Source organism: Microcoleus sp. EPA2 (assembly GCA_020882975.1).
In the GTDB taxonomy this organism is placed as follows: Bacteria; Cyanobacteriota; Cyanobacteriia; order Cyanobacteriales; family Microcoleaceae; genus Microcoleus.
In genome coordinates, this window is the sequence record JAHRFD010000020.1 from 88337 (window position 1) to 113188 (window position 24852).

General features: G+C 45.1%; 25 protein-coding genes and 2 pseudogenes. 14 read left to right on the top strand and 13 right to left on the bottom strand.

The genetic code is table 11. The features are described 5' to 3' along the window. The first annotated feature begins 150 nt into the window (after positions 1–150). The 7 genes from AAFP14_RS17740 (at position 151) to AAFP14_RS17770 (ending at position 4932) form a co-directional block, all read left to right on the top strand. Entirely contained in the window at positions 151–498 is a 348-nt protein-coding gene (locus AAFP14_RS17740; RefSeq protein ID WP_341733557.1) for a type II toxin-antitoxin system RelE/ParE family toxin, read from the top strand. Beyond that, entirely contained in the window at positions 467–844 is a 378-nt protein-coding gene (locus tag AAFP14_RS17745; protein WP_341733558.1) for a helix-turn-helix domain-containing transcriptional regulator, read from the top strand. The genes AAFP14_RS17740 and AAFP14_RS17745 overlap by 32 nt, the downstream gene beginning before the upstream one ends. 4 nt (positions 845–848) lie before the next feature. Then, positions 849–1187: a type II toxin-antitoxin system RelE/ParE family toxin gene (locus AAFP14_RS17750; protein WP_340517719.1), complete on the top strand. Its 339-nt coding sequence runs from the start codon at positions 849–851 to the stop codon at positions 1185–1187. After that, entirely contained in the window at positions 1165–1551 is a 387-nt protein-coding gene (locus AAFP14_RS17755) for a helix-turn-helix domain-containing transcriptional regulator (protein WP_341733559.1), read from the top strand. Before AAFP14_RS17750 ends, AAFP14_RS17755 begins: the two co-directional genes overlap by 23 nt. A gap of 679 nt (positions 1552–2230) precedes the next feature. Then, positions 2231–3472: a tryptophan synthase subunit beta gene (gene trpB, locus AAFP14_RS17760; RefSeq protein WP_341733560.1), complete on the top strand. Its 1242-nt coding sequence runs from the start codon at positions 2231–2233 to the stop codon at positions 3470–3472. 173 nt (positions 3473–3645) lie between these two features. Continuing rightward, entirely contained in the window at positions 3646–4155 is a 510-nt protein-coding gene (locus tag AAFP14_RS17765) for a CAP domain-containing protein (RefSeq protein WP_341733561.1), read from the top strand. Positions 4156–4299: 144 nt separating this feature from the next. Continuing rightward, complete coding sequence (locus tag AAFP14_RS17770; protein WP_341733562.1) at positions 4300–4932, top strand: ribonuclease D; 633 nt, start codon at positions 4300–4302, stop codon at positions 4930–4932. A gap of 171 nt (positions 4933–5103) precedes the next feature. Here AAFP14_RS17770 and AAFP14_RS17775 read toward each other — a convergent pair whose 3' ends face one another. Beyond that, complete coding sequence (locus tag AAFP14_RS17775) at positions 5104–6201, bottom strand: ATPase, T2SS/T4P/T4SS family (protein ID WP_341733563.1); 1098 nt, start codon at positions 6199–6201, stop codon at positions 5104–5106. A 562-nt stretch (positions 6202–6763) separates the two neighbouring features. Next, complete coding sequence (locus AAFP14_RS17780) at positions 6764–7897, bottom strand: HetZ-related protein 2 (RefSeq protein ID WP_341733564.1); 1134 nt, start codon at positions 7895–7897, stop codon at positions 6764–6766. A gap of 145 nt (positions 7898–8042) precedes the next feature. On the opposite strand from AAFP14_RS17780, the gene glyS reads away from it, so the two are divergent. Both glyS and murD read left to right on the top strand, forming a co-directional pair. Further along, on the top strand, positions 8043–10373 hold the full coding sequence (glyS, locus tag AAFP14_RS17785) for a glycine--tRNA ligase subunit beta (protein ID WP_341733565.1): 2331 nt from the start codon (positions 8043–8045) through the stop codon (positions 10371–10373). A 184-nt stretch (positions 10374–10557) separates the two neighbouring features. Then, positions 10558–11904 (top strand): UDP-N-acetylmuramoyl-L-alanine--D-glutamate ligase, encoded by a 1347-nt coding sequence (gene murD, locus AAFP14_RS17790; protein WP_341733566.1) that lies wholly within the window; start codon positions 10558–10560, stop codon positions 11902–11904. A gap of 238 nt (positions 11905–12142) precedes the next feature. Here the strand turns inward: murD and AAFP14_RS17795 are convergent, their stop codons facing one another. From AAFP14_RS17795 to AAFP14_RS17810, 4 genes are all read right to left on the bottom strand, one after another. Beyond that, entirely contained in the window at positions 12143–12316 is a 174-nt protein-coding gene (locus tag AAFP14_RS17795) for a hypothetical protein (protein WP_341733567.1), read from the bottom strand. Positions 12317–12375: 59 nt separating this feature from the next. Further along, positions 12376–12687: a hypothetical protein gene (locus AAFP14_RS17800; protein WP_341733568.1), complete on the bottom strand. Its 312-nt coding sequence runs from the start codon at positions 12685–12687 to the stop codon at positions 12376–12378. After that, entirely contained in the window at positions 12656–12838 is a 183-nt protein-coding gene (locus tag AAFP14_RS17805) for a hypothetical protein (protein WP_341733569.1), read from the bottom strand. The genes AAFP14_RS17800 and AAFP14_RS17805 overlap by 32 nt, the downstream gene beginning before the upstream one ends. 85 nt (positions 12839–12923) lie before the next feature. After that, complete coding sequence (locus AAFP14_RS17810; protein WP_341733570.1) at positions 12924–13334, bottom strand: MAPEG family protein; 411 nt, start codon at positions 13332–13334, stop codon at positions 12924–12926. Between the two features lie 169 nt (positions 13335–13503). On the opposite strand from AAFP14_RS17810, the gene AAFP14_RS26715 reads away from it, so the two are divergent. Continuing rightward, positions 13504–13809 (top strand): transposase family protein, encoded by a 306-nt coding sequence (locus AAFP14_RS26715; RefSeq protein WP_472851066.1) that lies wholly within the window; start codon positions 13504–13506, stop codon positions 13807–13809. Here AAFP14_RS26715 and hpsO read toward each other — a convergent pair. The 4 genes from hpsO to rsmD form a co-directional block, all read right to left on the bottom strand. Then, on the bottom strand, positions 13806–14984 hold the full coding sequence (hpsO, locus tag AAFP14_RS17815) for a hormogonium polysaccharide biosynthesis glycosyltransferase HpsO (RefSeq protein ID WP_341733571.1): 1179 nt from the start codon (positions 14982–14984) through the stop codon (positions 13806–13808). The genes AAFP14_RS26715 and hpsO overlap by 4 nt on opposite strands. Before the next feature lie 31 nt (positions 14985–15015). After that, a complete protein-coding gene (gene hpsN / locus AAFP14_RS17820; protein ID WP_341733579.1) occupies positions 15016–15990 on the bottom strand; it encodes a hormogonium polysaccharide biosynthesis glycosyltransferase HpsN in 975 nt (324 codons plus the stop codon). Positions 15991–16256: 266 nt separating this feature from the next. Next, complete coding sequence (gene glmM, locus AAFP14_RS17825; protein WP_341733580.1) at positions 16257–17720, bottom strand: phosphoglucosamine mutase; 1464 nt, start codon at positions 17718–17720, stop codon at positions 16257–16259. 256 nt (positions 17721–17976) lie between these two features. Further along, complete coding sequence (gene rsmD / locus AAFP14_RS17830) at positions 17977–18519, bottom strand: 16S rRNA (guanine(966)-N(2))-methyltransferase RsmD (protein WP_341733572.1); 543 nt, start codon at positions 18517–18519, stop codon at positions 17977–17979. 369 nt (positions 18520–18888) lie between these two features. Here rsmD and AAFP14_RS17835 point away from each other — a divergent pair. Together AAFP14_RS17835 and glgX are read left to right on the top strand one after the other, a co-directional pair. Further along, positions 18889–19107: pseudogene (locus AAFP14_RS17835) on the top strand (zinc ribbon domain-containing protein); the annotation flags it as partial. After that, a complete protein-coding gene (glgX, locus tag AAFP14_RS17840; RefSeq protein ID WP_341733573.1) occupies positions 19004–21220 on the top strand; it encodes a glycogen debranching protein GlgX in 2217 nt (738 codons plus the stop codon). The pseudogene AAFP14_RS17835 and the gene glgX, both read left to right, overlap by 104 nt. Before the next feature lie 72 nt (positions 21221–21292). Here the strand turns inward: glgX and hisH are convergent, their stop codons facing one another. Further along, positions 21293–21925 carry an imidazole glycerol phosphate synthase subunit HisH gene (hisH, locus tag AAFP14_RS17845; RefSeq protein WP_341733574.1) on the bottom strand — a complete coding sequence of 211 codons (633 nt, stop codon included), beginning with the start codon at positions 21923–21925 and terminating at the stop codon, positions 21293–21295. Positions 21926–22191: 266 nt separating this feature from the next. Between hisH and AAFP14_RS17850 the strand changes: the two are divergent. Further along, positions 22192–22431 (top strand): annotated as a pseudogene (locus AAFP14_RS17850) (pyroglutamyl-peptidase I family protein); the annotation flags it as partial. Here AAFP14_RS17850 and AAFP14_RS17855 read toward each other — a convergent pair. Continuing rightward, positions 22377–22574 (bottom strand): hypothetical protein, encoded by a 198-nt coding sequence (locus tag AAFP14_RS17855; RefSeq protein ID WP_341733575.1) that lies wholly within the window; start codon positions 22572–22574, stop codon positions 22377–22379. The pseudogene AAFP14_RS17850 and the gene AAFP14_RS17855 sit on opposite strands and share 55 nt — an antisense overlap. 53 nt (positions 22575–22627) lie before the next feature. Further along, entirely contained in the window at positions 22628–23110 is a 483-nt protein-coding gene (locus tag AAFP14_RS17860; RefSeq protein ID WP_340525592.1) for a flavin reductase family protein, read from the bottom strand. A 282-nt stretch (positions 23111–23392) separates the two neighbouring features. Between AAFP14_RS17860 and AAFP14_RS17865 the strand changes: the two genes are divergently transcribed. Beyond that, positions 23393–24598: a glycosyltransferase family 87 protein gene (locus tag AAFP14_RS17865; RefSeq protein WP_341733576.1), complete on the top strand. Its 1206-nt coding sequence runs from the start codon at positions 23393–23395 to the stop codon at positions 24596–24598. Positions 24599–24852: the final 254 nt, after the last annotated feature.

Sequence of the window (24852 nt, forward strand, 5' to 3'; positions counted from 1 at the left end):
TACAGCAATTGATTTTTTGGTGGGATTAAGGGCGCACATTTCCCGGTTTCAATTGAATTATATCGTGTTCTGACTACGATAGTTAGTTGCCTGCTGAATGTACTGCTAATCGCCCTATGATATAAATTGCCGATCGACTGTGGTAAAATTATGGAAGTAGAACCCAGGGAAATTCGACGTTATATCCGACCCGATGGCAGGATTCCTTTCTTAGAGTGGTACTATGCTCTACGAGATGGTAAGGCCCAAGTTAAGATTGATGCAAGGCTTGAGCGAGTTGCTCTGGGTAATTTCGGGGATTATAAGTCAGTCGGAGATAGTGTCTATGAACTCAGGATTAACTATGGCCCTGGCTACCGGATCTATTTTAGACAAGTAGGATCGACAATAGTGCTTCTGCTCTGTGGTGGGGATAAAAGTACCCAAGAACAAGACATTATAAAAGCGAAGGAGTATTCGACTGACTATGAAACAAATGACAATGCCTACCAGCGATAGCTACTATGAGTCCCTCATTGAATCACTCAAAGATGCGGAACACGCTGGTGCTTTTATCGGGGCTATCTTGGAAGAGAAAGATGCTGAACCTGAATTGCTCAGAAATGCAATTAGAAAGGTAATTGAGGCTCGAATCAGGATGAATGCTCTTTCGGATGCGGCTAAGCAGTATCATGAAAGGCTTGATAAGATGCTGACAGCAAGTTCTGGTTCGGAAATTTATTGTTTTGTAGAGTTGCTTGAAGCCTTGGGGTTTAAATTAGGAATTACTGTGGAAGATGGTGAATTGCCTGCTGAATGTACTGCTAATCGCCGTATTATAGAAATTGGCGATCGACTGTGGTAAAATTATGGAAGTACAACCCAGGGAAATTCGACGTTACACTACAGCAGAGGGTAGAGCGCCATTTACTGAGTGGCTTGATTCCCTGCGCGATCGCAATGTTAGATTTAGAATCAAGTCTAGGCTTGACCGAGTTGAGCAAGGTAATCTCGGAGATTTTAAGTCGGTGGGAGAAGGAGTTTTTGAACTCAGAATTAATTATGGCCCCGGCTACCGCGTCTACTTCGGACAAGTTGGTTTGACAATTGTGGTAATCCTCATAGCTGGGGATAAAAGCACCCAAGCACAAAACATTCAACAAGCTATAGAATACTGGAAAGATTATGAACAATGTGAAAATGCCTAGGAGTGATAGCTACCGCGAGTACCTCATTGAATCTCTGAAAGAGCCGGAAGAATCTGCTGGGTATCTTGAGGCTATCTTGGAAGAGAAAGATGCTGAACCTGAATTACTCAGAAATGCAATTAGAAAGGTAATTGAGGCTCGAATCAGAATGAATGCTCTTTCGGATGCGGCTAAGCAGTATCATGAAAGGCTTGATAAGATGCTGACAGCAAGTTATGGTTCGGAAATTTATTGTTTTGTAGAGTTGCTGGAAGCGTTGGGTTTTAAATTAGGAATTACTGTGGAAGATAGTGAGTTGGGCGTTGAGTCGGAATCAACGATGATTGAGGAATCAAAGTTATCGCGGGAAACAGCTAATTTATAGCTGATTGTAGCTTTTTTATAGATCGCACATGAGGTTAATCTAGACTATCGGCTGGGTGGGGGCGGGTTTATCTAGATTGTTTGTTGGTATTAAATATTATTCGTAAAACCCGCCCCTACAGGTCATCGTAGGGGCGGGTTTTACAAATAGTCTACGTCGGAAACCAAAAATATAATAAACCCGCCCCCGCCCAAGGACAAAATTGCGTTGGATTAGCAAAAACAGAATTTATAATTGTTAAGTTTCCATTCAATTAGTTTCCCCAGCGAGTGGGGACAGATTAGGGTATATCTTCCACCCCGAGGATATGAAAGTTTCCATTCAATTAGTTTCCCCAGCGAGTGGGGACCTGACACTGATGGAAGGTATCAACTTCCAGAACGTCGCGTTTCCATTCAATTAGTTTCCCCAGCGAGTGGGGAGAGCTTCATTATACACCGCATACAGCGCAATGTGTCCAGAGGCCATTTGCGAGGGGGTCGAAAATTGTCTTGACAAACAGCGCAAATTCCCCGAAAAAAATCGCTCAAACCCTTGCCCAGTAATATATCGAGGGGGTCAACGACCGAATCGACATCACAGCGATTTGCCTACCCCCTCGCAAAATTACCCGATCGCCCACCGCCCCGCCCCATCGACTCGATATAATAAAATCTGTCCCATTATCCCCACAAAGTCCGTGACAGTCACACCCCTGCGTCTCACCACCGAAACCACCACCGCCCAACGCCCCGACTCCCTCGGTAGATTTGGCAAATTCGGCGGCAAATACGTCCCCGAAACCTTGATGCCGGCTTTATTCGAGCTCGAAGCGGCTTTTCATAAATACCGCAGCGAGCCGGAATTTCAACAGCAACTCCAACAATTACTCAAGGATTATGTAGGCCGCCCCAGTCCATTGTATTTCGCGGAACGCCTCACCGAACACTACGCTAAACCAGACGGCACTGGCCCGCAAATTTACCTCAAACGCGAAGATTTAAACCACACTGGTGCTCACAAAATTAACAATGCTTTGGCTCAAGCATTGCTCGCAAAACGCATGGGCAAAAAGCGCGTGATTGCCGAAACTGGAGCCGGTCAACATGGTGTTGCTACTGCCACTGTTTGCGCTCGCTTCGGGATAGAATGCGTTGTCTACATGGGCGTTCACGACATGGAAAGACAGGCTTTAAATGTGTTTAGAATGCGCTTGATGGGTGCGGAAGTTCGGGGTGTTTCTGCGGGTACGGGAACTCTCAAAGATGCTACTTCTGAAGCGATTCGCGATTGGGTAACAAATGTCGAAACAACTCATTATATTCTAGGTTCGGTAGCGGGGCCCCATCCTTACCCGATGATGGTGCGCGATTTCCATGCGATTATCGGTCAAGAAACCCGTGCTCAGTGTCTAGAAAAGTGGGGTGGTTTGCCGGATATCTTATTAGCTTGTGTGGGCGGCGGTTCCAATGCTATGGGTCTTTTCCATGAGTTTGTTGGGGAAGAAACTGTGCGGTTAATTGGTGTTGAAGCAGCCGGAGAAGGTGTGGAAACTGATAAACACGCGGCTACTTTGACTAAGGGAACTGTGGGTGTTCTGCACGGGGCGATGAGTTATTTGTTGCAGGATAATGAGGGCCAAGTGATTGAGCCTCATTCGATTAGTGCAGGTTTGGATTATCCTGGTGTGGGACCGGAACATAGTTATTTGAAGGATGTTGGTAGGGCTGAATATTACAGTGTTACTGATGCACAAGCTTTGGATGCTTTTCAACGGTTGTCGCAGTTGGAGGGGATTATTCCGGCTTTGGAAACTGCTCATGCGATCGCCTATTTGGAGACTCTTTGTCCGCAGTTAACCGGCAGTCCGCGGATTGTGCTTAACTGTTCTGGACGTGGTGATAAGGATGTGCAGACTGTGGCGAAGGTTCTGAATATCTAGTTTAACGGAATTTTGGGCGATCGCTCTGTAGGAATTAGTAATACCAATTTCATAAAGTAGCGCTAGATATTACCCCCCCAACCCCCCCTTATTAAGGGGGGGCTAAGACTTCATCCATAGCACATATGAAAGAAAAATGGTATAACAATTAACTTGCTCTCTCGGTTTATGTCATGTACAAATCTTTAGTTTTGATGTCCCTGGGATTGCTAGCAATCCTGCCTAATTGTTCCCAAGTTATTCCTACAGAATCGCAGCCACAAAATCCCATGAAGAATACTAATCTTGCTTCTAGCTCAATTACTGATTTAGAAACAGCGGTAAACCAACAAGTTAATCAATATCGAGCTTCTAAGAAGTTGCCGCCACTTAGTATCGATCCGCGAATTACTAAGCAAGCTAGGATTCATAGCGAAAATATGGCAAGTGGGAAGGTTAAGTTTAGCCACGACGGGTTTGAGGGGCGGGCTAAGGCGATCTCGATTCCCTATCAAAGTGTAGCTGAAAATGTGGCTTACAATATGGGCTTCAGCGACCCGGTACGTAATGCTGTTGATGGTTGGATTAAGAGTGATGGCCACCGTAAGAATATGGAGGGTCAGTTTAATTTGACTGGGATTGGGATTGCGAAAAATGCGAAAGGGGAGTATTATTTTACTCAGCTTTTTGTCCGTAGTCGTTAATTTAAAGTCATTAGTCATTAGTCATGAGTCATTAGTTATGAGTTATTGGTAGCAGAACAGCAAATAACAAATAATAAATGCCCAATTCCCAATTCCCAATTCCCAATTCCCAATTCCCAATTCCCCATTCCCAATTCTTAAATAATGGAATTTCCTAATTTTCAAGTGTGCGATCGCGATCTTCCCGATTCTCTCTTATCTTACTATTTGACCGCAGGGGCGATCGCTGTTGATACCGAAACAATGGGTTTGATGCCCTGGCGCGATCGGCTGTGTTTGGTGCAGTTGTGCAACCCAGAAGGTAAAGTTGTCGCGATCAAAATTGCTAAAGGCCAAAAAGAAGCGCCGAATTTAAAGAAATTAATGGAAGCTGAGAATATTGAAAAAGTATTTCACTTTGCCCGCTTCGATATGGCAACAATGCGTTACAATTTAGGGATTGACATTGCCCCGGTTTTCTGCACTAAAATAGCTAGTAAACTTGCGAGAACTTATACCAACAGACACGGACTGAAAGAATTAATTCTTGAACTGGAAAAGGTAGAACTAAATAAAACTTCTCAAAGTTCCGATTGGGGAAATTTTGACAATCTTTCCGAGGAACAACTGCGATATGCGGGGAACGATGTCCTCTATTTGTTGAGTGCTAAACAGAAGTTAACGGCGATGTTGCAGCGAGAGGAACGTTGGGAAGTTGCACAGCAATGTTTTCAGTGTTTGCCAGTTTTTGTAAGTTTGGATTTATTGCAATACAAAGATGTTTTTGAGCACGGATGATGTACTGGTGTACGAGTTCCCAGGCTCTTCCTAGAAACCTATAGGCTCTTACTCTGCCTCCTATTTTTGTGGTAGCTTGGGGCGAGGCAGAGCAAGAGTGACATCGGTTTCCAGGCTCTTCCTCGGAACCAGTTAAAAGTACCTCATATTATTTAGAAAGGCTATATATTACTATTCAACATGGTTTTGGTGCATCAAAGCTTCTATTTGATGGTCAACATTTCTAATTACTTTTTCCAAGGCCGGTAAACCATCTAAGGGCAAGGGAGCAAGTCGAGTGCGATCGCGAATTTGATTTACTTTTCGCTGCAATTCCTGAGCTAATTTTAGTGCATCCCGACTCAAATTAGACAACTGTTGCTGCTCATAAAACCTCAAAGCAGCCCCCCGCAACACTTGCAGCGTGGCTTCTTCGCCGCCGTTGGCAGGCATCACCCGCAAGCGCAATAACAAATGAGTTTCTTGATAAATTCGCTCAACTTCCACCTGTTCTATGTGTTCTACCCTACTCACAGGCATATCTGTCATCCGCTTCAACTCGTCGATGACTTCTTGAAACAATAGGGGATTGATATCTTCAAGCATTGATTTCAAAATGCCGTCTTGACTCCACAGAATCCGGCCTTGCAACGGCTGTCGCTCAAAAAACAGGCGGCCGATACCTTCTAGTAATATTTTGCCCAGCAATTCATGCAGCAATTGTCGCGCGGGTAATTTTGCCAAATGTTCCATGGGACTTGACAAGTGCAAGGGTTCTATCTCCAAAACTGGCAACCGAATTTCTGGGTAGGAAACCTCAGAAGAAGCTGGTTTAATTACTTTTGGCGCAGGTTTTAAGCCCAACCTGGTAGTAGGTTCGGGTTCTGGCCCTGACAGCACTGTTTCTACTTTTGGGGGGGAATTTAACGTTGTCTTGTTCTCCAGAGTGGGATTCGTCTGGATAGAAGTTGCTATGGTGGCTGTGGGCACTGTTTCTCTTGGTTGGTTAGCGTGCAATAAGTACGCTGAGAGCATTGAGTGCTGAGTTTCTGATGAAAGTTGCTCCGTGGTAACAGAGCAATTCATGTAAGCTAAAATTCGCTGTACATAGTCTAAAGCCGAGTCATCTTGTAGATCGACTACGCCCAGTTTTAATATATTACCTTCTAGAGATAGAGGCAAAACTTGATAGTAAAGACAGGCTTCAAAGGGGACAACCGTATCGATTAATGGAAATATTCGATCGGTGTTGATGACCGTCGTTGAGTTTGTTGGAGATGTGTATACCATTAGTCAATAAGTAATAGTCGGGGACAAGCGCGATCGCGCTTTTTGCGACACACCAACCTCATCCATCAAATTAAACGCTGTAACTTCCCTGACAGGGCATAAGTCTGAAGCCTGAATGTTCTTTTGAATAAAAATCGTGAGTCCAAGTCGCCCCTGGGATCGATCCTCCCATCTTAAGAGAGTTTTGCGACTAATTCACAAGTTTTAAATATGCACCACAACTGATAATTTATAGACAACCGCTTCAATTGACTTCAAATCATTATTTGTCAGGGCCCACATTTGGCAGCATCGCGCGGAGGCGTTGCTTGCTAGATACGTGAGTGTAATAGTTAATTTAGGATTAGGTAGAAAATCCTGAGAAGTCGATCGTGCTGTTAGTATCTTATCCTACCAAGCAGTAGTCGCAGTTAATTGCGGACAATTAAGGCCGCCGATCGCGATCGCGTCACTTTCAATTTAGCAATTGACACAAAATAAACCGGATCGGGAACTGATTTGTATCGAGCATAGAAGCAAAATGTTACAACTAATTAACTATTAGCAATGGTCTGCAACAGATTCAGGAGCGATCGTTGCGAAGAGATTGAGCTGCTAAATAGAGTTTAGTCCACTCGCCAATAACCTGATTGGTTTTCAATTTCAGTTCAGAGGCGATCGTCTCTACACTTTTACCTGCTTTGAGCGATTCTATCAAGTGCCGTTGAGCGGGAGTCAGGTTTTGCCAATAGTGCTCCCACTGAGTAGGAGTCAAACCCAAACTGTGTTCTTGCAGAGAAGTTTCCAGCCAACTAGCGACTAATTGGGGGGATTGTTTGACTGCGAACACCCGAATCGCGTGGTAGCTAACTTTTTCTCGCAACCGATAAATTTGCTTAATCGGAACATTCAAAGCTTCGGCGATGGCTTCCTGAGAACGCCCTTGCAGGTACAGCCGCAGCCACTGAGAGGCCAGCGGATCGACTTGGGCGGCCAAATAAGCCTCAAACTCTGCTTGGACAATCTGGCGCTGAGCTTGCCGTTCCTCCCAAGCTTGAGTTTCAACATAGTCAGACATCGCCTGTTCGTCTAGTAGGCTGACAGGTTCATCTGTATCATCCGGTAGTACCTGTTCCGACACCAGCCGCACCCAGTCTCCTGCTGGGACTTGGGTTAAGCCGCCCCGCTGGGAACGCCGCAGGTAGTTGACAAAACGATACACCAGCAGGGGCTGGTTGCGGATCGGGCGCAAACAATATTCTTCTACAGTTGCTAGCAGCAAAGAATTTCGCAAGCGTCTGTCTGAGGTACATTCAGCAATCCAGGCGATTTGCTGCTGAAGATATCGATCGGAATTGAGCATTTCCTGAATCACTTCTTGCAGCACATCCACCACACTCCGCTGTCTGTCGCGACTCAAAGACACCCACGCTTGGATTTTTTGTCGCAACACCACCAAACCGCCCAGTCGCCCAATCAAGTTGCGGTAAGCTTGTTCTGGTGGCAATCCCAGATACCGAGAAATCAAAATTCGATACAAAAAGTCGATCGCCCCAGTGGCGATCGCCAATTGAGTAGGATGGAGTGTATCAAATCTATCTGGCTGGTGTCCCAACAGCCAGCGAACCACACTCTGGCGAGTGCTCAAATTTTCGTCCTGGCAATCTTTTTCCAGTCGAGACTTCCAATCTTGTGCTAGTTTTTCGGCCAAAGTCATGTGCTGCTGAGATATGATCTTTCTCCCCGATTTTACGTGGTATGCTGAATTTTTGAGTCTTTTGAAGATATACGATCGTGTAGGAGGGCAACGCCCACGCGCGATCCGATAAATTACCTTAAACTAAATTCCATTACGGTGCGATATGGCTGCATTTTTATTAGAACTCGGTACAGAAGAATTACCCGCCTCCTTCGTCTGCGATAGTACCCAACAATGGCAGCGATTGATACCTGCAACTCTTGCCGAACAATTCTTGACAAACGACTCAATTAATGTATACGCTACTCCAAGACGTTTAGCCGTTCTCGTAACAGGACTGCCACTTCAACAATTAGACAGAGAAGAAGAGATAAAAGGCCCCCCCGCTAGTTCCGCTTTTAAAGATGGGAAACCGACGAAAGCAGCCGAAGGTTTTGCCAAAAAGCAGGGTGTGGAAATAGAGGCTTTGGAAGTTCGCCCCACAGATAAGGGCGATTTTGTATTTGTACTAAAAAAAATTCCGGGGCGGAGGACAGCGGATATTTTAGCTGAACTTGTGCCGGTGTGGATTAACAAATTGGAAGGCAAAAGATTCATGCGGTGGGCCGACGGAGATTTAAAGTTTCCGCGCCCGATTCGATCGCTAGTAGCGCTACTTGATGATAATGTACTGCCAATTACATTAGTCAGTGGTTCGGATACAGTCAAGAGCGATCGAATTTCCCAAGGACACCGAGTTTTGTACACCCCCCCTACACCCGCCCTGACTCAGGGAGAGACATCGACTCCTACACCCCCCCTTGCTAAGGGAGAGACATCGACTCCTACAGCCACCCTTGCTCAGGGGGAGACATCGATTCCTACAGCCACCCTGACTCAGGGGGAGACATCGATGATTCCTACACCCCCCCTTACTAAGGGGGGGACGGGGGGGGTTTCCATTCCCCAAGCAGAGGATTATGTCGAGTGTCTGCGCGCAGCTTACGTTGAAGTCGATCGCCAACAGCGCAAAAATCAAATTCAAGCCCAAGTAGAAGCCGCCGCCACAAAACAAGGCGGTTACGCAGACATCAGCGATGATTTACTAGAAGAAGTAACCGACTTAGTAGAATGGCCAAACGCCGTAGTCGGCAAATTTGACGACGAATTTTTGATATTGCCACCCGAAGTAATCACCACAATTATTGTCACCAACCAACGGTATTTTCCGATTCTCAAAAATCCTCAATACCCAGAACTTCTGCCCTACTTTATTACAATTTCCAACGGCGATCCAGCCAAATCAGCCATCATTGCCGCCGGCAACGAGCGAGTAGTGCGCGCCAGATTAGCAGACGGTCAATTTTTCTACAAAGCAGACTTGGCAAAACCTTTAGAAGAATATTTACCCAAGTTAGAAACAGTGACTTTCCAGGAAGATTTAGGGACTGTACGTGCAAAGGTCGATCGCCTGTGCAAAATAGCCAGTCTCCTGGTCAACCAACTGCAACTCCCAGAGACAGAGCAAGCCGATGTCGCCAGAGCAGCCTTACTTTGCAAAGCCGACCTAGTAACCCAAATGGTTTACGAACTGCCCGAAATGCAAGGAATCATGGGGCAGAAATACGCCCTAGCCAGCGGCGAATCAGAAGCAGTAGCCACAGCGATTTTTGAACATTATTTGCCCAAAGGTGCAGGCGACAATTTGCCCCAAACTCTCACAGGTCAAATAGTCGGAATCTCCGACAAACTAGATACATTAGTCAGCATCTTCGGCTTAGGAATGTTGCCCACAGGTTCCTCCGATCCCTTTGCCTTACGACGCGCCGCCAACGCCATTATCAACATTATTTGGACTGCTCAGTTGCCAGTAAATTTACACAAATTACTCGCGCAAGTAGTAGCAGAATTTACAGATATTCGCCCACAAACAAACCCGGAATTACTGTCACAATTATCAGAGTTTTTCCTGCAAAGAATTAGGACTTTGCTGGAAGAAGAAAAGAATGTAGATTACGATTTGGTGAATGCTGTTTTGGGAGAAAACGACCCCGAATATACCGAACGAGCATTGCGAGATTTATTGGACACTTTAGAAAGATCGCTTTTCTTGCAACAAATCCGCAATGACAATACATTGGATAAAATCTACGAAACAGTGAATCGTTCAACTCGTTTGGCGGCTCAAGGAGAGTTGGATAAAATCCAATTGGAACCAAAAACAGCGGTGAAACCAGAATTATTTCAAAAATCTTCCGAACAAGCTTTTTACGACGCAGTAGTCCAATTAGTACCACAAACCAAACTATCCAAGCAAACTCGGAATTATCAGCTATTAGTAGATAGTTTAACTCAAATTGCTCCGACTGTCAGCAACTTTTTCGACGGGCCAGAAAGCGTTTTGGTGATGGATTCTGACCCCGAAATCAAACGAAATCGGTTGAATTTATTAGGATTGTTGCGGAATCACGCGCGAGTCCTAGCAGACTTTGGCGCGATCGTCAATCGATCTTAGATAGCCAATTTTAGAAAGTAGCCAAACCTTTTGATGTAATATCAAATCCATTGGCATAGGAAACATCAAATTCTCTGATCTCCTCCTCTGCGCCCTCTGCGCCCTCTGCGGTTAAATAATCCCAAAAAAACCGTAACCCATACAAAAGGACAAAACCAGCAAAATTCGCTCTATCACACAAATTATGCCGATCGCTCATATCATTGGACTAGGAAAATCAGGAATAGCAGCCGCCAGACTGCTAAAACGCCAAGGATGGGAAATAACATTGAGCGATCGCTCATCTTCCCCAAACTTACTCAAACAGCAACAAGAACTAGCTCTCGAAGACATTAAAGTAGAGTTAGGTCAATCCTTTCAACCCGACGAATCTATACAACTAATAGTAGTAAGTCCCGGAGTTCCCTGGGACATTCCAGCATTAATCCAAGCCCGAAAATTAGGGATTGAAACCATCGGAGAAATGGAACTAGCATGGCGCTATCTCAAATCACCGTGGGTAGGAATTACCGGCACTAACGGGAAAACTACAACTACAGCTTTAATCGCAGCAATTTTTGCCGAAGCTGGACTCTATGCACCCGCTTGTGGCAATATAGGGTATGCTGCGTGCGAATTAGCTGCTTCCGAAAAACAGCCAGATTGGGTCATCGCCGAAATCAGCAGCTATCAAATAGAATCTTCCTCATCTCTAGCACCGCGAATTGGCATTTGGACGACTTTCACACCCGATCACCTCAGTCGCCACAAAACTTTAGAAAACTACTACAACATTAAAGCCAAACTGCTGAAAAAATCCCAATTCCAAGTGTTGAATGGTGACGATCCGTATTTGCGGGAAAAAGGACTTGACAACTGGCCTGATGCGTGTTGGACAAGCGTCAAAGGTGAAACAGAACTGTTAGGAAATAAAGATTTTGGGGCTTACATTAAAGACGGTTGGGTAATCGCTCAAAACCAGAAAATTCTGCCCGCTGATACTTTGAAAATGGTGGGAGAACACAATTTGCAAAACTTGTTGATGGCGGTAGCAGCGGCTAATTTAGCGGGAATCGATAAAAGTGCGATCGCCCAAGCCATTAGCAAATTCCCCGGAGTAGCCCACCGCCTCGAACACATCTGCACCTGGGAAGGCATAGATTTCATCAACGACAGCAAAGCCACCAATTATGACGCCGCCCAAGTCGGATTAGCCTCAGTCAGCGCCCCAGCAATTTTAATTGCCGGTGGCGATCCAAAAGAAGGCGAAGATAGCGCTTGGATTGATACAATCAAAGCAAAAGCTGTTGGGGTGTTGTTGATTGGAGATGCTGCGGGTATTTTTAGCGATCGGCTCGAACAAGCAAATTACAACGCATGGGAAATCGTAGAAACAATGGAAAGAGCAATTAAAAGAGCAGCAGAATTAGGTAAACAAAATAATGCAAAAGTAGTGCTACTTTCCCCAGCCTGTGCTAGCTTCGACCAATACCAAAACTTCGAGGAACGGGGAGACCATTTCCGGCAATTATGCCTCGATACCCTAGCTTAGATTGGCTTCGTAGTCACGACTTTCCTCCTGATTGTATAGCAACTGCAAAGGCTGTTAATATCAAACCCGTTGACATCGGAATTATTATTTCTCTCTTTTCTTTCTCTGTGTCCTCTGTGTTCTCTGTGGTTAAATAATTCCAATACAACCGGAATTGATATAAAAAACTTTGGTGATTTCTCCCCGAGCGGAGTCGAAGGGAGCAATCACCAAAGCGAATTTGCGGCTACTACATATTTTAAGCCACACCCAGCCAAATAGCTTTAATCCTATGCTGCTGTTCCCATTCGAGTCCATGAAAAACTACCATCATTTCCTCATGAGTGAAATCAATAATGATAGCGGCCAATTGAGCAGCAGTTGCCGCTTCCAACATGGCTTGTTTCAACTTGGTCATTACTTGTCGATCCATTAACACTAAATCTGGAATAGTTGCCTCCCATTCATTTTAATAGTACCTGCAAACATCTTTTACTCTTTGATTGTGTCAAAATTGCGCGATGATATTTTAAAGTCTGGGTGACAACGCTCAGAGCGCTTTTTTTTCTCAATCTCCAAAATTTTCACCTCCGAATTTAAACGCTGCTTCGATAAAACTTTAAGTTCCTGTTCGAGTTGACGATTTCCCCGGAGAAAAAAATCTTGAGAATTAGAACGAAACAAACCGCTATTGATTTGCTGAAGTTGGCTGGGTGTCAACACTTGGGCTGACACAGCAACCGGAAATCCAAAAGATGCAGCCAGCCACAAGCTAGGAATTATCTGTTTGAGAATGTTCTTCATGACTTTCCCTCGGATGTTTCACCTCAGTTGATTTTTCTGCTTCTGAGTTCAGGGCTAATTCATCTTCTTCGGCAATTTTTTCTTGCCATTCAACAAGTTGTTGAAAAAGTTGGGGGGTAATTTGAAAGACAGGCTTATTGATTTCTGACATATTTACTCCAAAAATTTAGGCGCTTGGGTAACAGGAAAATTCCCGGCTGAGCTAGGGAACGAGTAGAAACGAGATTAAGCGATTGTTAAAGCTTCAGGATCGACATGATGATGCCAGTGAAGGAACCGCCAAGTAAAGCTACAGTGGCTAAGGTACTAATTCCAAAACCCACGGCTCTTTTTTCGGCCGCTTGATAGTAACCCCAAGCAAATAAAATGCGTCCAATTATCCAAACTGCACCGACGGCAGCGGCAAAAATGGGGCTGATAAATTGCGCGCAGAGCCACAGGGATGGCAAAAATAATATCATTTGCTCTAAGGTGTTTTGCTGAACTCGCAATACTCTCTCAAAGTCGGGATTGCCTGTCACTTGGGGAGGAGAAACTTTGTATTTGAATCTAGCTCTACCGACGTTAATCGTGACGATAAAATAGAGTAATAGTGCTGAGGCGGTAACTAGGCTTGGCCAAAGTATGGCGTTTGTTTCTGCGATCATGATTCAGGTATGATTGGAGTAGATATCTTAATTATAAGGCAAACAGCAGAAGCCACCCCCCACCCCCCCCAAGGCAGGGTGGATTAATTGTCACAGGATAAAGGTATCATAGAATAGGCGATCGGGTATTCACAACTTGGAAGACTATCAGTCATGGAGTGCATCAACAATGAACTTAATTGAAGCAATTAAATCTGTTCCCGACCATCGACAACCGAGAGGAATCAGACATCCTTTATGGCTGATACTAACAATAATTTTATTAGGCAGTTGTACGGGATATTGGGGCTATAAGCCCTTGGTTGATTTTACCACAAATCATCGAGCAACCCTCATCAAATTATTTAAGCTGTCACCCGATGTTAGATTTCCGTCAGACTCGACTTTGAGAAACATAATTCAATCATTAGATTTTGAGATTATCGCCATCCTTTTTTCAGAAGTGGCAAAGGATTGCTATAGTTTGATTTTTTAATCTGAGGTAAGTAACTTTTGGTAAAAATCTAATAACTGTTGAGCTAAAGCTTTGTTTGTATAACTCTTCATGACTCGATCGTAACCGCGTTTAGCCAAATCTGACACCAACTCTGGCTGCTCCATTAATTGATGCAAACATTCTTGCAATTTCTCTACATTTCCTTCAGGAAATACTAAGCCTGCATCTCCGATAACGTGGGGAATTTCGCCGCAGTCGGAACCGATTACTGGAACTTGACAAGCCATGGCTTCGATTAAAACGTGACCAAATTGTTCTTTCCAGCCTACTGTTGTTAAAGTTTTGAATTTATAACTTGTTTGGGATGGCAATACTAAACAATCCATCAAGTTAATGTATGGGGGTACAGCTTCATGGGAAACGCTTTCTACCCAGATTATTTTGTCGCTGATTCCCCATTCAAGAGATTTTTCGGTAATTTGCGATCGCAATTTTCCTTGCCCTACTAACAGCCATTTCCAAGGGTATTTTTTCAAGCCTGCTAAAGCTGTCGCCAAAGTTAACAATCCTTTCTCTTCGACAAACCGCCCTACATAGCCTACTACAAAATCTGTAGGTTTAATCCCTAATTTTCGTGATAAATCAGCATCTTTAGAAGTGGGATAAAAAAAAGTTTCATCTACTCCCAGTTGTGGCATTACTTGCAGTGCACCTGTGTAGCCCCGCTGGCGCAATATTTTAGCCCCGTCTAGGTTGCCGGCAATAATTCCATCGGTGTTTTGCAGATTGCAATTTTCTAACAGGGAAATAGGCCATTTCAATTCATAGGATAAGTTCCACCAGGTAAATAAGATATTTTTTGCTTTGAGATTGAGCAAATTATTTAGTAAGATTAACTGGGCATAGGCTAGGGATTTTGAACCTTGTTCGACTTGGATAATCTGCGGTTTAAATTGGTGTAAAATTTTAATTAAATCTTTCCCAAAGGTGAGTAAGCCTTGATTGTTTTGACTAAAGTTATAAATTGGTACTACTTTAAATGACCCTTCTTGATAAAATTCACTTGTTATGGTTTTATTTTGTACGCCTCCGGGTTTCCAGCGTTGCGGTACTATAACTGTTACTTGAATGCCCGGTTCAAGGTTTGCTAAAATCTTGAATTTTGCCCGGTTAATGTCAACAATATAGGTGTGGCTAGCAACGAGGATTCTCATTTATTGGAAATGGGGGGATGGGGAATACAAATTATTTAGCGTTAATGTTATCTTGATGGGTGTAGATTTGTCCGTCTCTGGCGATCGACTGAATTACGGTGTTGATAGCGCTGAGAAAACCGAGAATGTAAAATGCAAATCTGGTGAGGATTTTAAGGGGCGATCGACTTTTATAGCAAGGTGGATTGCCGAAAACGTGACAGTCAAACAGTTTGGTGAAAAATCCTAGGCATTGAAATACTGTTAAATTTTTGAATCCCATTAGGAAGTGGTTGTGATAAAATGTGAGTTGATATTCGAGCGATCGCGTACTTATGTCGTGACACCCGCCGCTTTCTTCTCCCAAATGAACTAAACAAGCATTGGGATCGTACCAAATTTTAAAACCAGTCGATCGCAATCTCAAGCAAAAATCCGACTCTTCCCGCACCGCACTACCTGCAAACCGCTCATCGAAGCTCAAACCGCACTCGGCAAAAACCACCCTGCGAAATGACATATTGCAACCTCTAGCCGACAGCACTTGCTGTGGTTGTATAGTATGTACCAAGTCGATAAAATACCAACCAATCGCTGCATCCATCGCTTCGGGTGGCAAATATTCGATCGCCAAATCACCCCCAGAATCGCCCAATTTCATTCTGTCAAACACCCTACCCGCCACACATCCGATATCCGGTTGGGCTAAATAGTTGCTAGCATGAGCAGCCAAAAAACCCTTTGGCAACTGTACATCATCATCAATAAATAAAATAATATCTCCAACGGCGCGCCGCACCGCATAATTACGAGCACCAGGCAAATTCGCCCAATTTACCCGAAACCAGCGAATCCTACCAGCATTAGCCAATTGTTCTAAATAAGCTTGAGTTTCCGATTCATGGATGGGAGTTTGATCGATTACTAAGACTTCAAAATTGTGATAATCTTGCCCCATCAAATCAGCCAGCGTCTCTCGCAGGCTTTGCTCGCGGTTGTAGGTGGGGATGGCAACAGAAATCATCATCATTTTAAGTTTTTTTATGAATCATTTAACCTTTCTAGGATGCAGAAAACACAGAGTATGAAAGGAGAGAGATGAATCATATTAATTCCAGTTGTATCGGAATGATTAAACCACAGAGGACACAGAGGACACAGAGAAAAAGAAGAGAGAAATAATAATTCCGATGTCAACGGATTTGATATAAGAAATGGGGAAAGTACACTGGGAAGAGGAAGAGTGTTAGCAATTACCAATTCCCCATGCCCTATTCCCCTGCCCAATTTTCATCAAATAGTGTGGTATTTCTGAACTGCTAAAACTAAATTTTCAGTCCAGAAATTAGCCAATTCTGCGCTGGAAGCTTCCACCATGACTCGGATCAAAGGTTCAGTACCAGAAGCGCGGACGAGCACCCGTCCTTCTTCTCCCATTGCAGTTTTAGCACGGGCGATCGCTCCTTGCAAAGCTTCGCATTCATGCCATTTTAGGCGTTTTTCCCGATCGTCCACACGGACATTGCGCAACAATTGGGGATAAGTTTCAAAGCTGCCATCCACCAATTGTGCCAAAGATTCTCCAGACTCCCGCACCAGGGAAGCCATGTGCAAAGCAGTTAACAAACCATCGCCGCCGATACCGTAATGAGGGCAAAGAATGTGTCCTGACTGTTCGCCGCCCAACATCGCACCGGTGCGCTCCATTTCAGCATGAACGTGCTGATCTCCCACCGCAGTTCTAATTAATTTGCCCCCCAATTCTTCCCAAGCTCGCTCAAAGCCGAGGTTAGCCATTACAGTAGAAATAATTAAATTTTCTGGCAATTGTTCGCGTTGCCGCAAATTCTTACCCCAGAGATAAAGAATGTAATCGCCATCAATCGATCGACCTTCGTTGTCAACACCCAAAACTCGATCGGCATCGCCATCAAAAGCAAATCCCAAATCAGCATTGTGCTCTAAAACAGCAGCTTGCAAACTGTCGAGATGAGTAGAACCGCAGTTAACATTAATGCGATCGCCATCAGGAGAGTTGTGTAAACAGATAACATCGGCCCCCATTTGCGCGAACACCGCCTCACCCAAGCGCGCCGCCGCCCCCCAAGCCAAATCCAACACGATCCGCATTCCGCGCAAATTCACTCCTTGCAGTGAACCTTCCAAGGAAGTGGCATAATCTTTAACCAACTCTGGGCGGTGGTGATGATGGCCCCAAGCCAAGCTAGCAATGGGAACCTTGGCCCCTCGGATGCCCGCTTCGATTTGTTCTTGCAAATGTTGAGACAGCTTCGTGCCATTGGCACCGAAAAACTTAATGCCGTTATCTTCTGGGGGATTGTGGGAAGCGGAAATCATCACTCCGCCCATGGACTCGGTAACACTTGCCAGATAGGCAACGCAGGGAGTAGGGCACAGGCCCAAATTCCAGACTTCTAAACCAGCGGCTGTCAAACCCGCCGACAGTGCCATTGCCAGCATATCGCTGGAATTTCTGCTGTCTTGGCCCAAAATCACCGGGCCTTGGTTGGGGGAATTTTGGCGTAAAACTTGTCCTGCCCAGAAGCCAATTTGCATTGCTAGCGGTGCATTCAGCAATTCTCCTACTTTGCCACGAATGCCGTCTGTGCCGAACAGTTTGGTATTTGGCAGGGGGAGGTTGTTTCCTACCAAAATAGTCTCTGGGCGTTTGGCTGGCTGTACTGAGTTAGCAGCCTGAATTTCGCTGCCGCGATGGCGCGAAGGTGTCTGAACCATATTCACTCCTTTAGGAATATTCACACTCACACTTTGCAGTTTATGGTACAACTGAAAGTCTGTTTTTTCAGCGTTAAGTCGATTTATTTCTGGAATAGCTCCAGCAACCTGAGACTTAAGACTACCCTGACAAAAGTTTGATTATCTGTGAATATACGCCATCTAATTAAACTTTCAGGTTGCTCGGCCGGTTCTAGGATACCAGTTTAGTTGCAGGAGGCGGTGTCGCCGGACTAACAGTCACCATTGGCATGGCTCAACAACTGCGAGTGTAGAAGGTTAAGGCTGTATTGCCGTAAAATTTTTGGCGGCAAATTTCGAGGCCGGAAATGGGGACAGCCTCGCGCTGGCGACTGTGTTCGATCGCTATTTCACCATGGGGTGCTAACATTTCTTGGCTGGCGATCGCATTCAAGACAGGCTCGTACAAGTTGCTGGCGTAGGGCGGATCGAAGTAAATGCGATCGAACTGCTGTCGGGCTAGAGTCGCCAATTTCGCAGTCGCACTTCCCCGCAAGATGTGAAATTCTTGGGATGACTTTGCCACTTGCTGCCAATTTTGCTGAATAATGGCACAAGCTTTCGCCGACTGTTCAATCCCAGTGACACTCAAAGCCCCGCGACACAAAGCTTCTGCACCCATGGAGCCACTACCGGTACAAATGTCAAGCCATCTGCAATCGGCGATCGTCCCTTGCCAAATATTAAATAAAGCTTCTCTGACTCGCGCAGGTGTGGGGCGAGTTGCGAGTCCGGGCAGGGTTTTTAGTTGGCGATTGCCACAGATTCTCAAGCTCATTTAAAATTCCGATCTTAAAGTAGATTCTGTTTTTTTAGATGGGAAAACAGAAGTTTGAATGTAATTTTACTTATAGCACATAAGCGTTCAATCTCAACTATATTCGGCTAGTTTTTGAAGCAAAAACAAGAATCATCAAGCAATAATCTCGGCGAAAAATCGGCAAAAATTCATGGCATTATGGGGGTAGAGATTTTGGGATATGCTGCTGGCGGATGGGTTGGCTGATTTGATTTGAGCGCACCCAAAACATTTTGAGAGTCTCATCTGAACTGGTGATAAGTCAGAGATTCATAAAGTTGAGTCCTTGAGCGATCGAGGTAAACATCGGGAGGTTAGTGATATGATGCTAGTAAATATAAATTCACTCTAGAGCTGGACTACTACGCACAAATCTGGGATCGGGCAGTTGCAGCCGTTTCGCCCAATTACACATCTCAAGATTGCTCTAATTGTGGTATCAGAGGATTACGATTTGGATTCTATGGATTTAAAACTTTGGCCCGGAAAACCCTATCCCTTGGGTTCAAAATGGGATGGCGAAGGCACAAATTTTGGCCTGTTTTCAGAAAATGCCACAGGGGTTGAATTGTGCTTGTTCGATGAACAAGGTTGGGAAACTCGACTGCCACTGACTGAAGTCTATAATTTCATCTGGCACGGCTATGTTCCTGGCATCAAACCCGGTCAATTGTACGGGTTTCGCGTCCACGGTCCCTACGACCCCTTAGCGGGACATCGCTTCAACCCTGCCAAACTGTCGATCGACCCCTACGCTAAAGCGATCGCAGGAGACGTGGTTCACGGACGGGAAATCTTCGGCTATGACTGGGACGACGAAAAGGAAGACCTATCCTATAGCGCCTTAGACGATTCTCACTTAGTTCCCAAATCCGTTGTCATCGATGAATCCTTTGATTGGGAAGGTGACACTCACCCCCAACTCCCTTGGCACAAAACAGTCATCTACGAGATGCACGTCAAAGGCTTTACCAAACTCCATCCCGACATTCCTGAAGCCCTGCGGGGAACCTACGCCGGACTCGCCCATCCCGCAGCCATCGACCATCTCAAATCCTTGGGGATTACTGCAGTCGAACTCCTCCCCGTCCATCACTTCATCGGCTGTCCCGGCTTTCTGGATGCCAAGGGATTGCGAAACTACTGGGGCTACGATTCGATCAACTATCTCGCGCCTTACTCCGGCTACAGTGCCAGTGGCAACACCGGTCAACAGGTGAATGAGTTTAAGGGGATGGTCAAAGCCTTACACGCTGCTGGAATTGAGGTGATTATCGATGTGGTCTACAACCACACGGGAGAGGGCAACCACATGGGCCCTACCATCTCATTTCGTGGCATTGACAATGCCGCTTACTACCGCCTCGTCGAAGGCGCTCCCCGCTACTATATGGATTACAGCGGCTGTGGCAACTCTCTGAATGTCTGCCATCCCCAAGTGTTGAAGCTGATTATGGATAGCTTGCGCTATTGGGTGTTGGAGATGCACGTCGATGGGTTCCGCTTCGATTTGGCGACGGTTTTAGCGCGGGAAACCGATCGCGTCGATACCTTTGCCGCCTTTTTTGACATCATCCACCAAGACCCCGTTTTGTGCGAGGTCAAGTTAATCGCTGAACCCTGGGATATCGGCGAAGGTGGCTATCAAGTTGGCCAATTCCCCTTGCTGTGGTCGGAATGGAACGGCCGCTACCGCGATACCATGCGGGACTTTTGGCGGGGAACCAACGAAACTCTGTCTCAGTTTGCCTATAGCTTTACTGGGAGTTCCGACCTCTACGAAAGTAACGGACGGCGACCCCATGCCAGTATCAACTTTATCACCGCCCACGATGGATTTACGCTCAAGGATCTCGTCAGTTACAACCAGAAACATAACGAAGCCAATGGCGAAAACAGTCGCGATGGGGAAAACTACAATCGATCCTGGAACTGCACGGCGATCGAACTTGCAGCAACCCAAGCCCTAGAACCAGGAGCATCTGCACCCTGTTTTGACCCCTCTGCTGGGGATGGCGACACCGACGATCCCCAAGTCCAGTTGCTGCGAGAACGACAACAGCGGAATTTCCTGACTTCGTTACTGCTGTCTCAAGGTGTTCCGATGCTGGTGGCTGGAGATGAAATGGGGCGAAGTCAAGGCGGCAATAACAACGCCTATTGTCAGGATAACGAAATCTCTTGGGTGGATTGGGGATTGCAGTACAAAAATGCTGACTTGCTCGAATTTACGCGCCAGTTAACCCGTTTGCGGCGCGAACATCCCATATTTCGTCGCCGTAAGTGGTTCCAAGGACGTGCCATTCACGGTTCCCAAGTCAGCGATATTACCTGGTTCAACCCCGACGGCGGGGAAATGACTGATGAACAGTGGAAAGTAGGGTATGCCAAGGCGATCGGAATTTTCCTCAACGGTGAAGAGATTGCCTCCCCAAATGCTCGTGGCGAACGGATTATTGATGATAGTTTTCTGCTGTTTTTCAATGCTCACTGGGAGGCGATCGATTTCGTGATTCCCCCTCGGTTTCAGGGCTTGGAGTGGATTGCCGTTCTCGACACCGCCGAACCGAAATTTGTGGAATCTCAAAGGATAATTTATACAAAACGGAAAAAGATTCCTGTGACGGCGCGAGCGATAGTGATTTTAAAATGTCTAAATGGACACCCCCGGTCACTATAGGCTCCGATTCTTAAGAATTTACAGCTTTCCTAAAAACCCGGTTTCTTCAATAAACCGGGTTTTTAATCGACTTTAAGCAGCTACTTTTTCCCTCACCTGCATCACAAAATTTGACAACATTTGCAATCCCGTGCTCGAAGACTTTTCCGGGTGAAATTGTACAGCCATCAGATTATCTTTGGCGATCGCCGCCGTCACATTTTGACTACCATGAGTCACCATTGCCGATCGCACTTTCGGATCGACTGGATCGACATAATAAGAATGCACAAAATAAACCCAAGGTTGAGCCGGCAAATTTTGCCACAGCGACAAATCCTGAGCAAATTGCAATTGATTCCATCCCATGTGCGGAATTGTCAACCCAGGCTCTGAACTAAACCGTCGCACAGTTCCCGAAATCACTCCCAAACCCGGTTCTACACCTTCTTCGGAACTTTCAAACAGGATTTGCAAACCCAAACAGATGCCTAAAAAAGGTTTTCCAGAGGCGATCGCACTGATTATCGGTTCTATCAATCCGCGGGTTCTTAAATTCTGCATTGCCGGATCGAAGGAACCCACACCCGGTAAAACTACGGCATCAGCCTGGTCAATCATCGCCGGATCGTCCGTAATTTTTGGCACTGCACCCACATTTTCCAAGCCTTTACAGACCGAGTGCAGATTGCCCATGTCATAGTCCACTACTGCAATGACAGACATTGACTTACTTGCCTTATATTATCAATGGAACTATATTACCAAAATTATTGATGAATACCAAAATTTTGCTAACATCCTTCGACACTTGGCAACCTCATCAAAAATCCAACTCTTCTGACGACTTATTAGCCCGGATTTCCCAGATTAAATCTTTGCCTTACTCTTTGACTTTCTTGAGAAAACTGCCAGTAGATTTTCAGGAAGCACCCAATTTGGCGATCGCCGAAATCAACCAACTCCAACCAGACCTAATCGTCTGCTGTGGCATGGCAGAACGTTCCCAAACATTAACCCTAGAATCCTGCGCTTGCTGCGACCAAAATATTCTCAAAACAGCCGTTAATCTCGAATATCTAATTGCTGATTTACCAAATATTAAAATTAGTCATAATGCCGGAAAGTTTGTGTGTGAAGCCCTTTATTATGCAGTATTAAAACACCTTGCTGACTCTCAACTGAACACCCAATGTGTTTTCGTACACGTCCCAATATTAACACCAAAGAATACCGACAAAATTCTCGCCGATTTTTCAGTGCTTTTAACTCGCCTCACAACCAACAACCAACAACCAACAACCAACAACCAACAACAAATAACAACTAACCAATAACCAATAACCAATAACCAATAACAACTAACAACTAACAACTAACCAATAACAACTGACAACTGACAACAGTCAATTGCCAATTGCCAACTTTCTAGCCGCCGTAATTCCAGCCAGTGCTTTCTAGCAGCAAGGGTTCGCCCTCCCGGTGAACCCCCGCAGCCACAACTTCACCGACATACACCGTATGATCGCCGTGTTCCACAGCGCCGACAACCTTGCACTCCAGATAACCCAGAGAATCCGAAATAATCGGACAACCAGTTTCGGCCCCGGCATAAAATTCTACATCCTCAAATTTATTGCCTACCCGGCGCTGGGGCTTAAAGAATTTTTGGGCTAACTCTTTTTGTCCTGCTTCCAGGAAACTCAAAGCAAAGACACCGCTAGCTTTAATCATGGCGTGGGATTTGGAGTCTTGCTTGACGCAGTTCACCACTAAGGGAGGAGTAAAGGAAGATTGCATCACCCAGCTAGCGGTGAAGCCGTTGACTTCTTCACCGTCTTTGACACCGCAGATGTATAGTCCATGAGGGATTTTGCGGAGGATGGTCTTTTTCGCTTGTTCGTCTAGCACGGGCTTACCTGTTCGATCGATAACTTTACACCGCCAAGTTTAACTTTTGGAGACCCCATAAACCAACTGTCTCAAGGGCGATCGGAGCGACACGAATGCTGAGACTGCCAATATTGCTTTTTTTGATACAAAATTTGCTGCTACATCCCTATTTATTTGATTAACTTTCATTAATTTGCATATTAGATGAATGTAAGTATATACTTAATTGCAAGATTATCAAGTTAAAATTTGTAGCTTTTTTTCCATCTTCAAATTTTAAAGCAATTCGGAGATATGCTGATGACAGAATCATTTAAGCGGAACTTTGGTTTAGGTATAGTCGGATTCAGCCTATTATCTCTAATTTGTTTTGGGATAATAGGGATTGGCAGAGATATCAACAGCCCGCTCAATTTTGACGGTGCCACGATTTACGCTGCTGGACGTGCTTGGTTGATGGGTTTGAATCCCTACAAGCTCGATCTTTTAAATAAAAGTGTAGCCGGAGTCAAGGAAATTCCAGGCTTTGAGGATGGCGGTTTCTTTTATCCTCCTCAATCCGCAATATTTTGTCTGTTTGTAGGTCTTTTTGATTACTCAGTTGCCAAATTCGTCTGGCTAGGACTCAACTTGATCTCGATCGCAGCTATCGTGGTGATGACACTGGAGACGATAAATAGATCCCCAAATCATCGTGGACATCAACTCGGCCGTTGGGTAATGGCTGCCATCATTATTGGCAACCCATTCACCACTCATGTGGTATGGATGGGTCAAACTTCTTTGATATCTTTTGCTGCTACCATGGGTGCTTGGTTTTTCAGCCAAAAACAAAAAGATGTATTAGCGGGGATCTGTTTGGGTTTAGCTAGCTTTAAGCCACAAATCTGCTTATTGCTAGGTTTTTGGTTTTTGTTAGAACGCCAATGGAAAATATTAGCTGTATCCCTGGCAACCGTGGTAGTTATGAGTGCTTATCCCTTGGTATTCTACGGCGGGCCAATTGGCACCCTGGAAGCATGGCGTCAAGGAATTCAAGATAGTTACCTAGTTGTAACTTTCAATAAGCCAGGGTTTCAAGATAAAGTCGGTATGGAAAGTCTGTTGGCTTTTTTTGGCTGGAATTTACCAGGAATCAAGATTTTGGGATTGATTTTAACTGCTTTGTTGTGGGTATTCCGCAATAAAATCAACCGAGAAGATATCTTTGCTGTACTTATGGGTATATCGTTTACATTTTTAGGGTATACTCATGTTTACGATTACGTTGGTTTGCTCCCCATAGTGACATCTCTGTGGCTGTATTGCTACGGCAATCAAAAAGCTGCTATCGGCATGATAGGTCTAGTATTTCTGCTATTTTTTCCCAGACGCATATTTTTGGCTGCGGGTCTTCCTTTTTTAGTTCACTGGAGAACAATTGTGGTTTTGATACTTTTGATTAGTCTGTTGTTCTTCAGCATCAAAGCTAAATCCCATCAAAGGTTGCAGCCAGAAATTGCTTGATTTGGAGTGAGTTGGGAGGGACGAAGATAATTTTAAACTTCCACTCACAACTCACTACTCAAAACTCTTATAAAAAAACATTCGGCAAGCGGAAAACTCTGAGTCTTTAGACCTGAGATGCAAGCGACACGGGCGGTTTCAACCGCCTTGAATCTTTCTTAATTCGTAACATTTAAAAGCAGAGAAAGACGTTAAGATGTAAGCAAGGAGGTGAGGAAGATTGTTGACAAACTATGTTTATAAGTTGCGCCCCA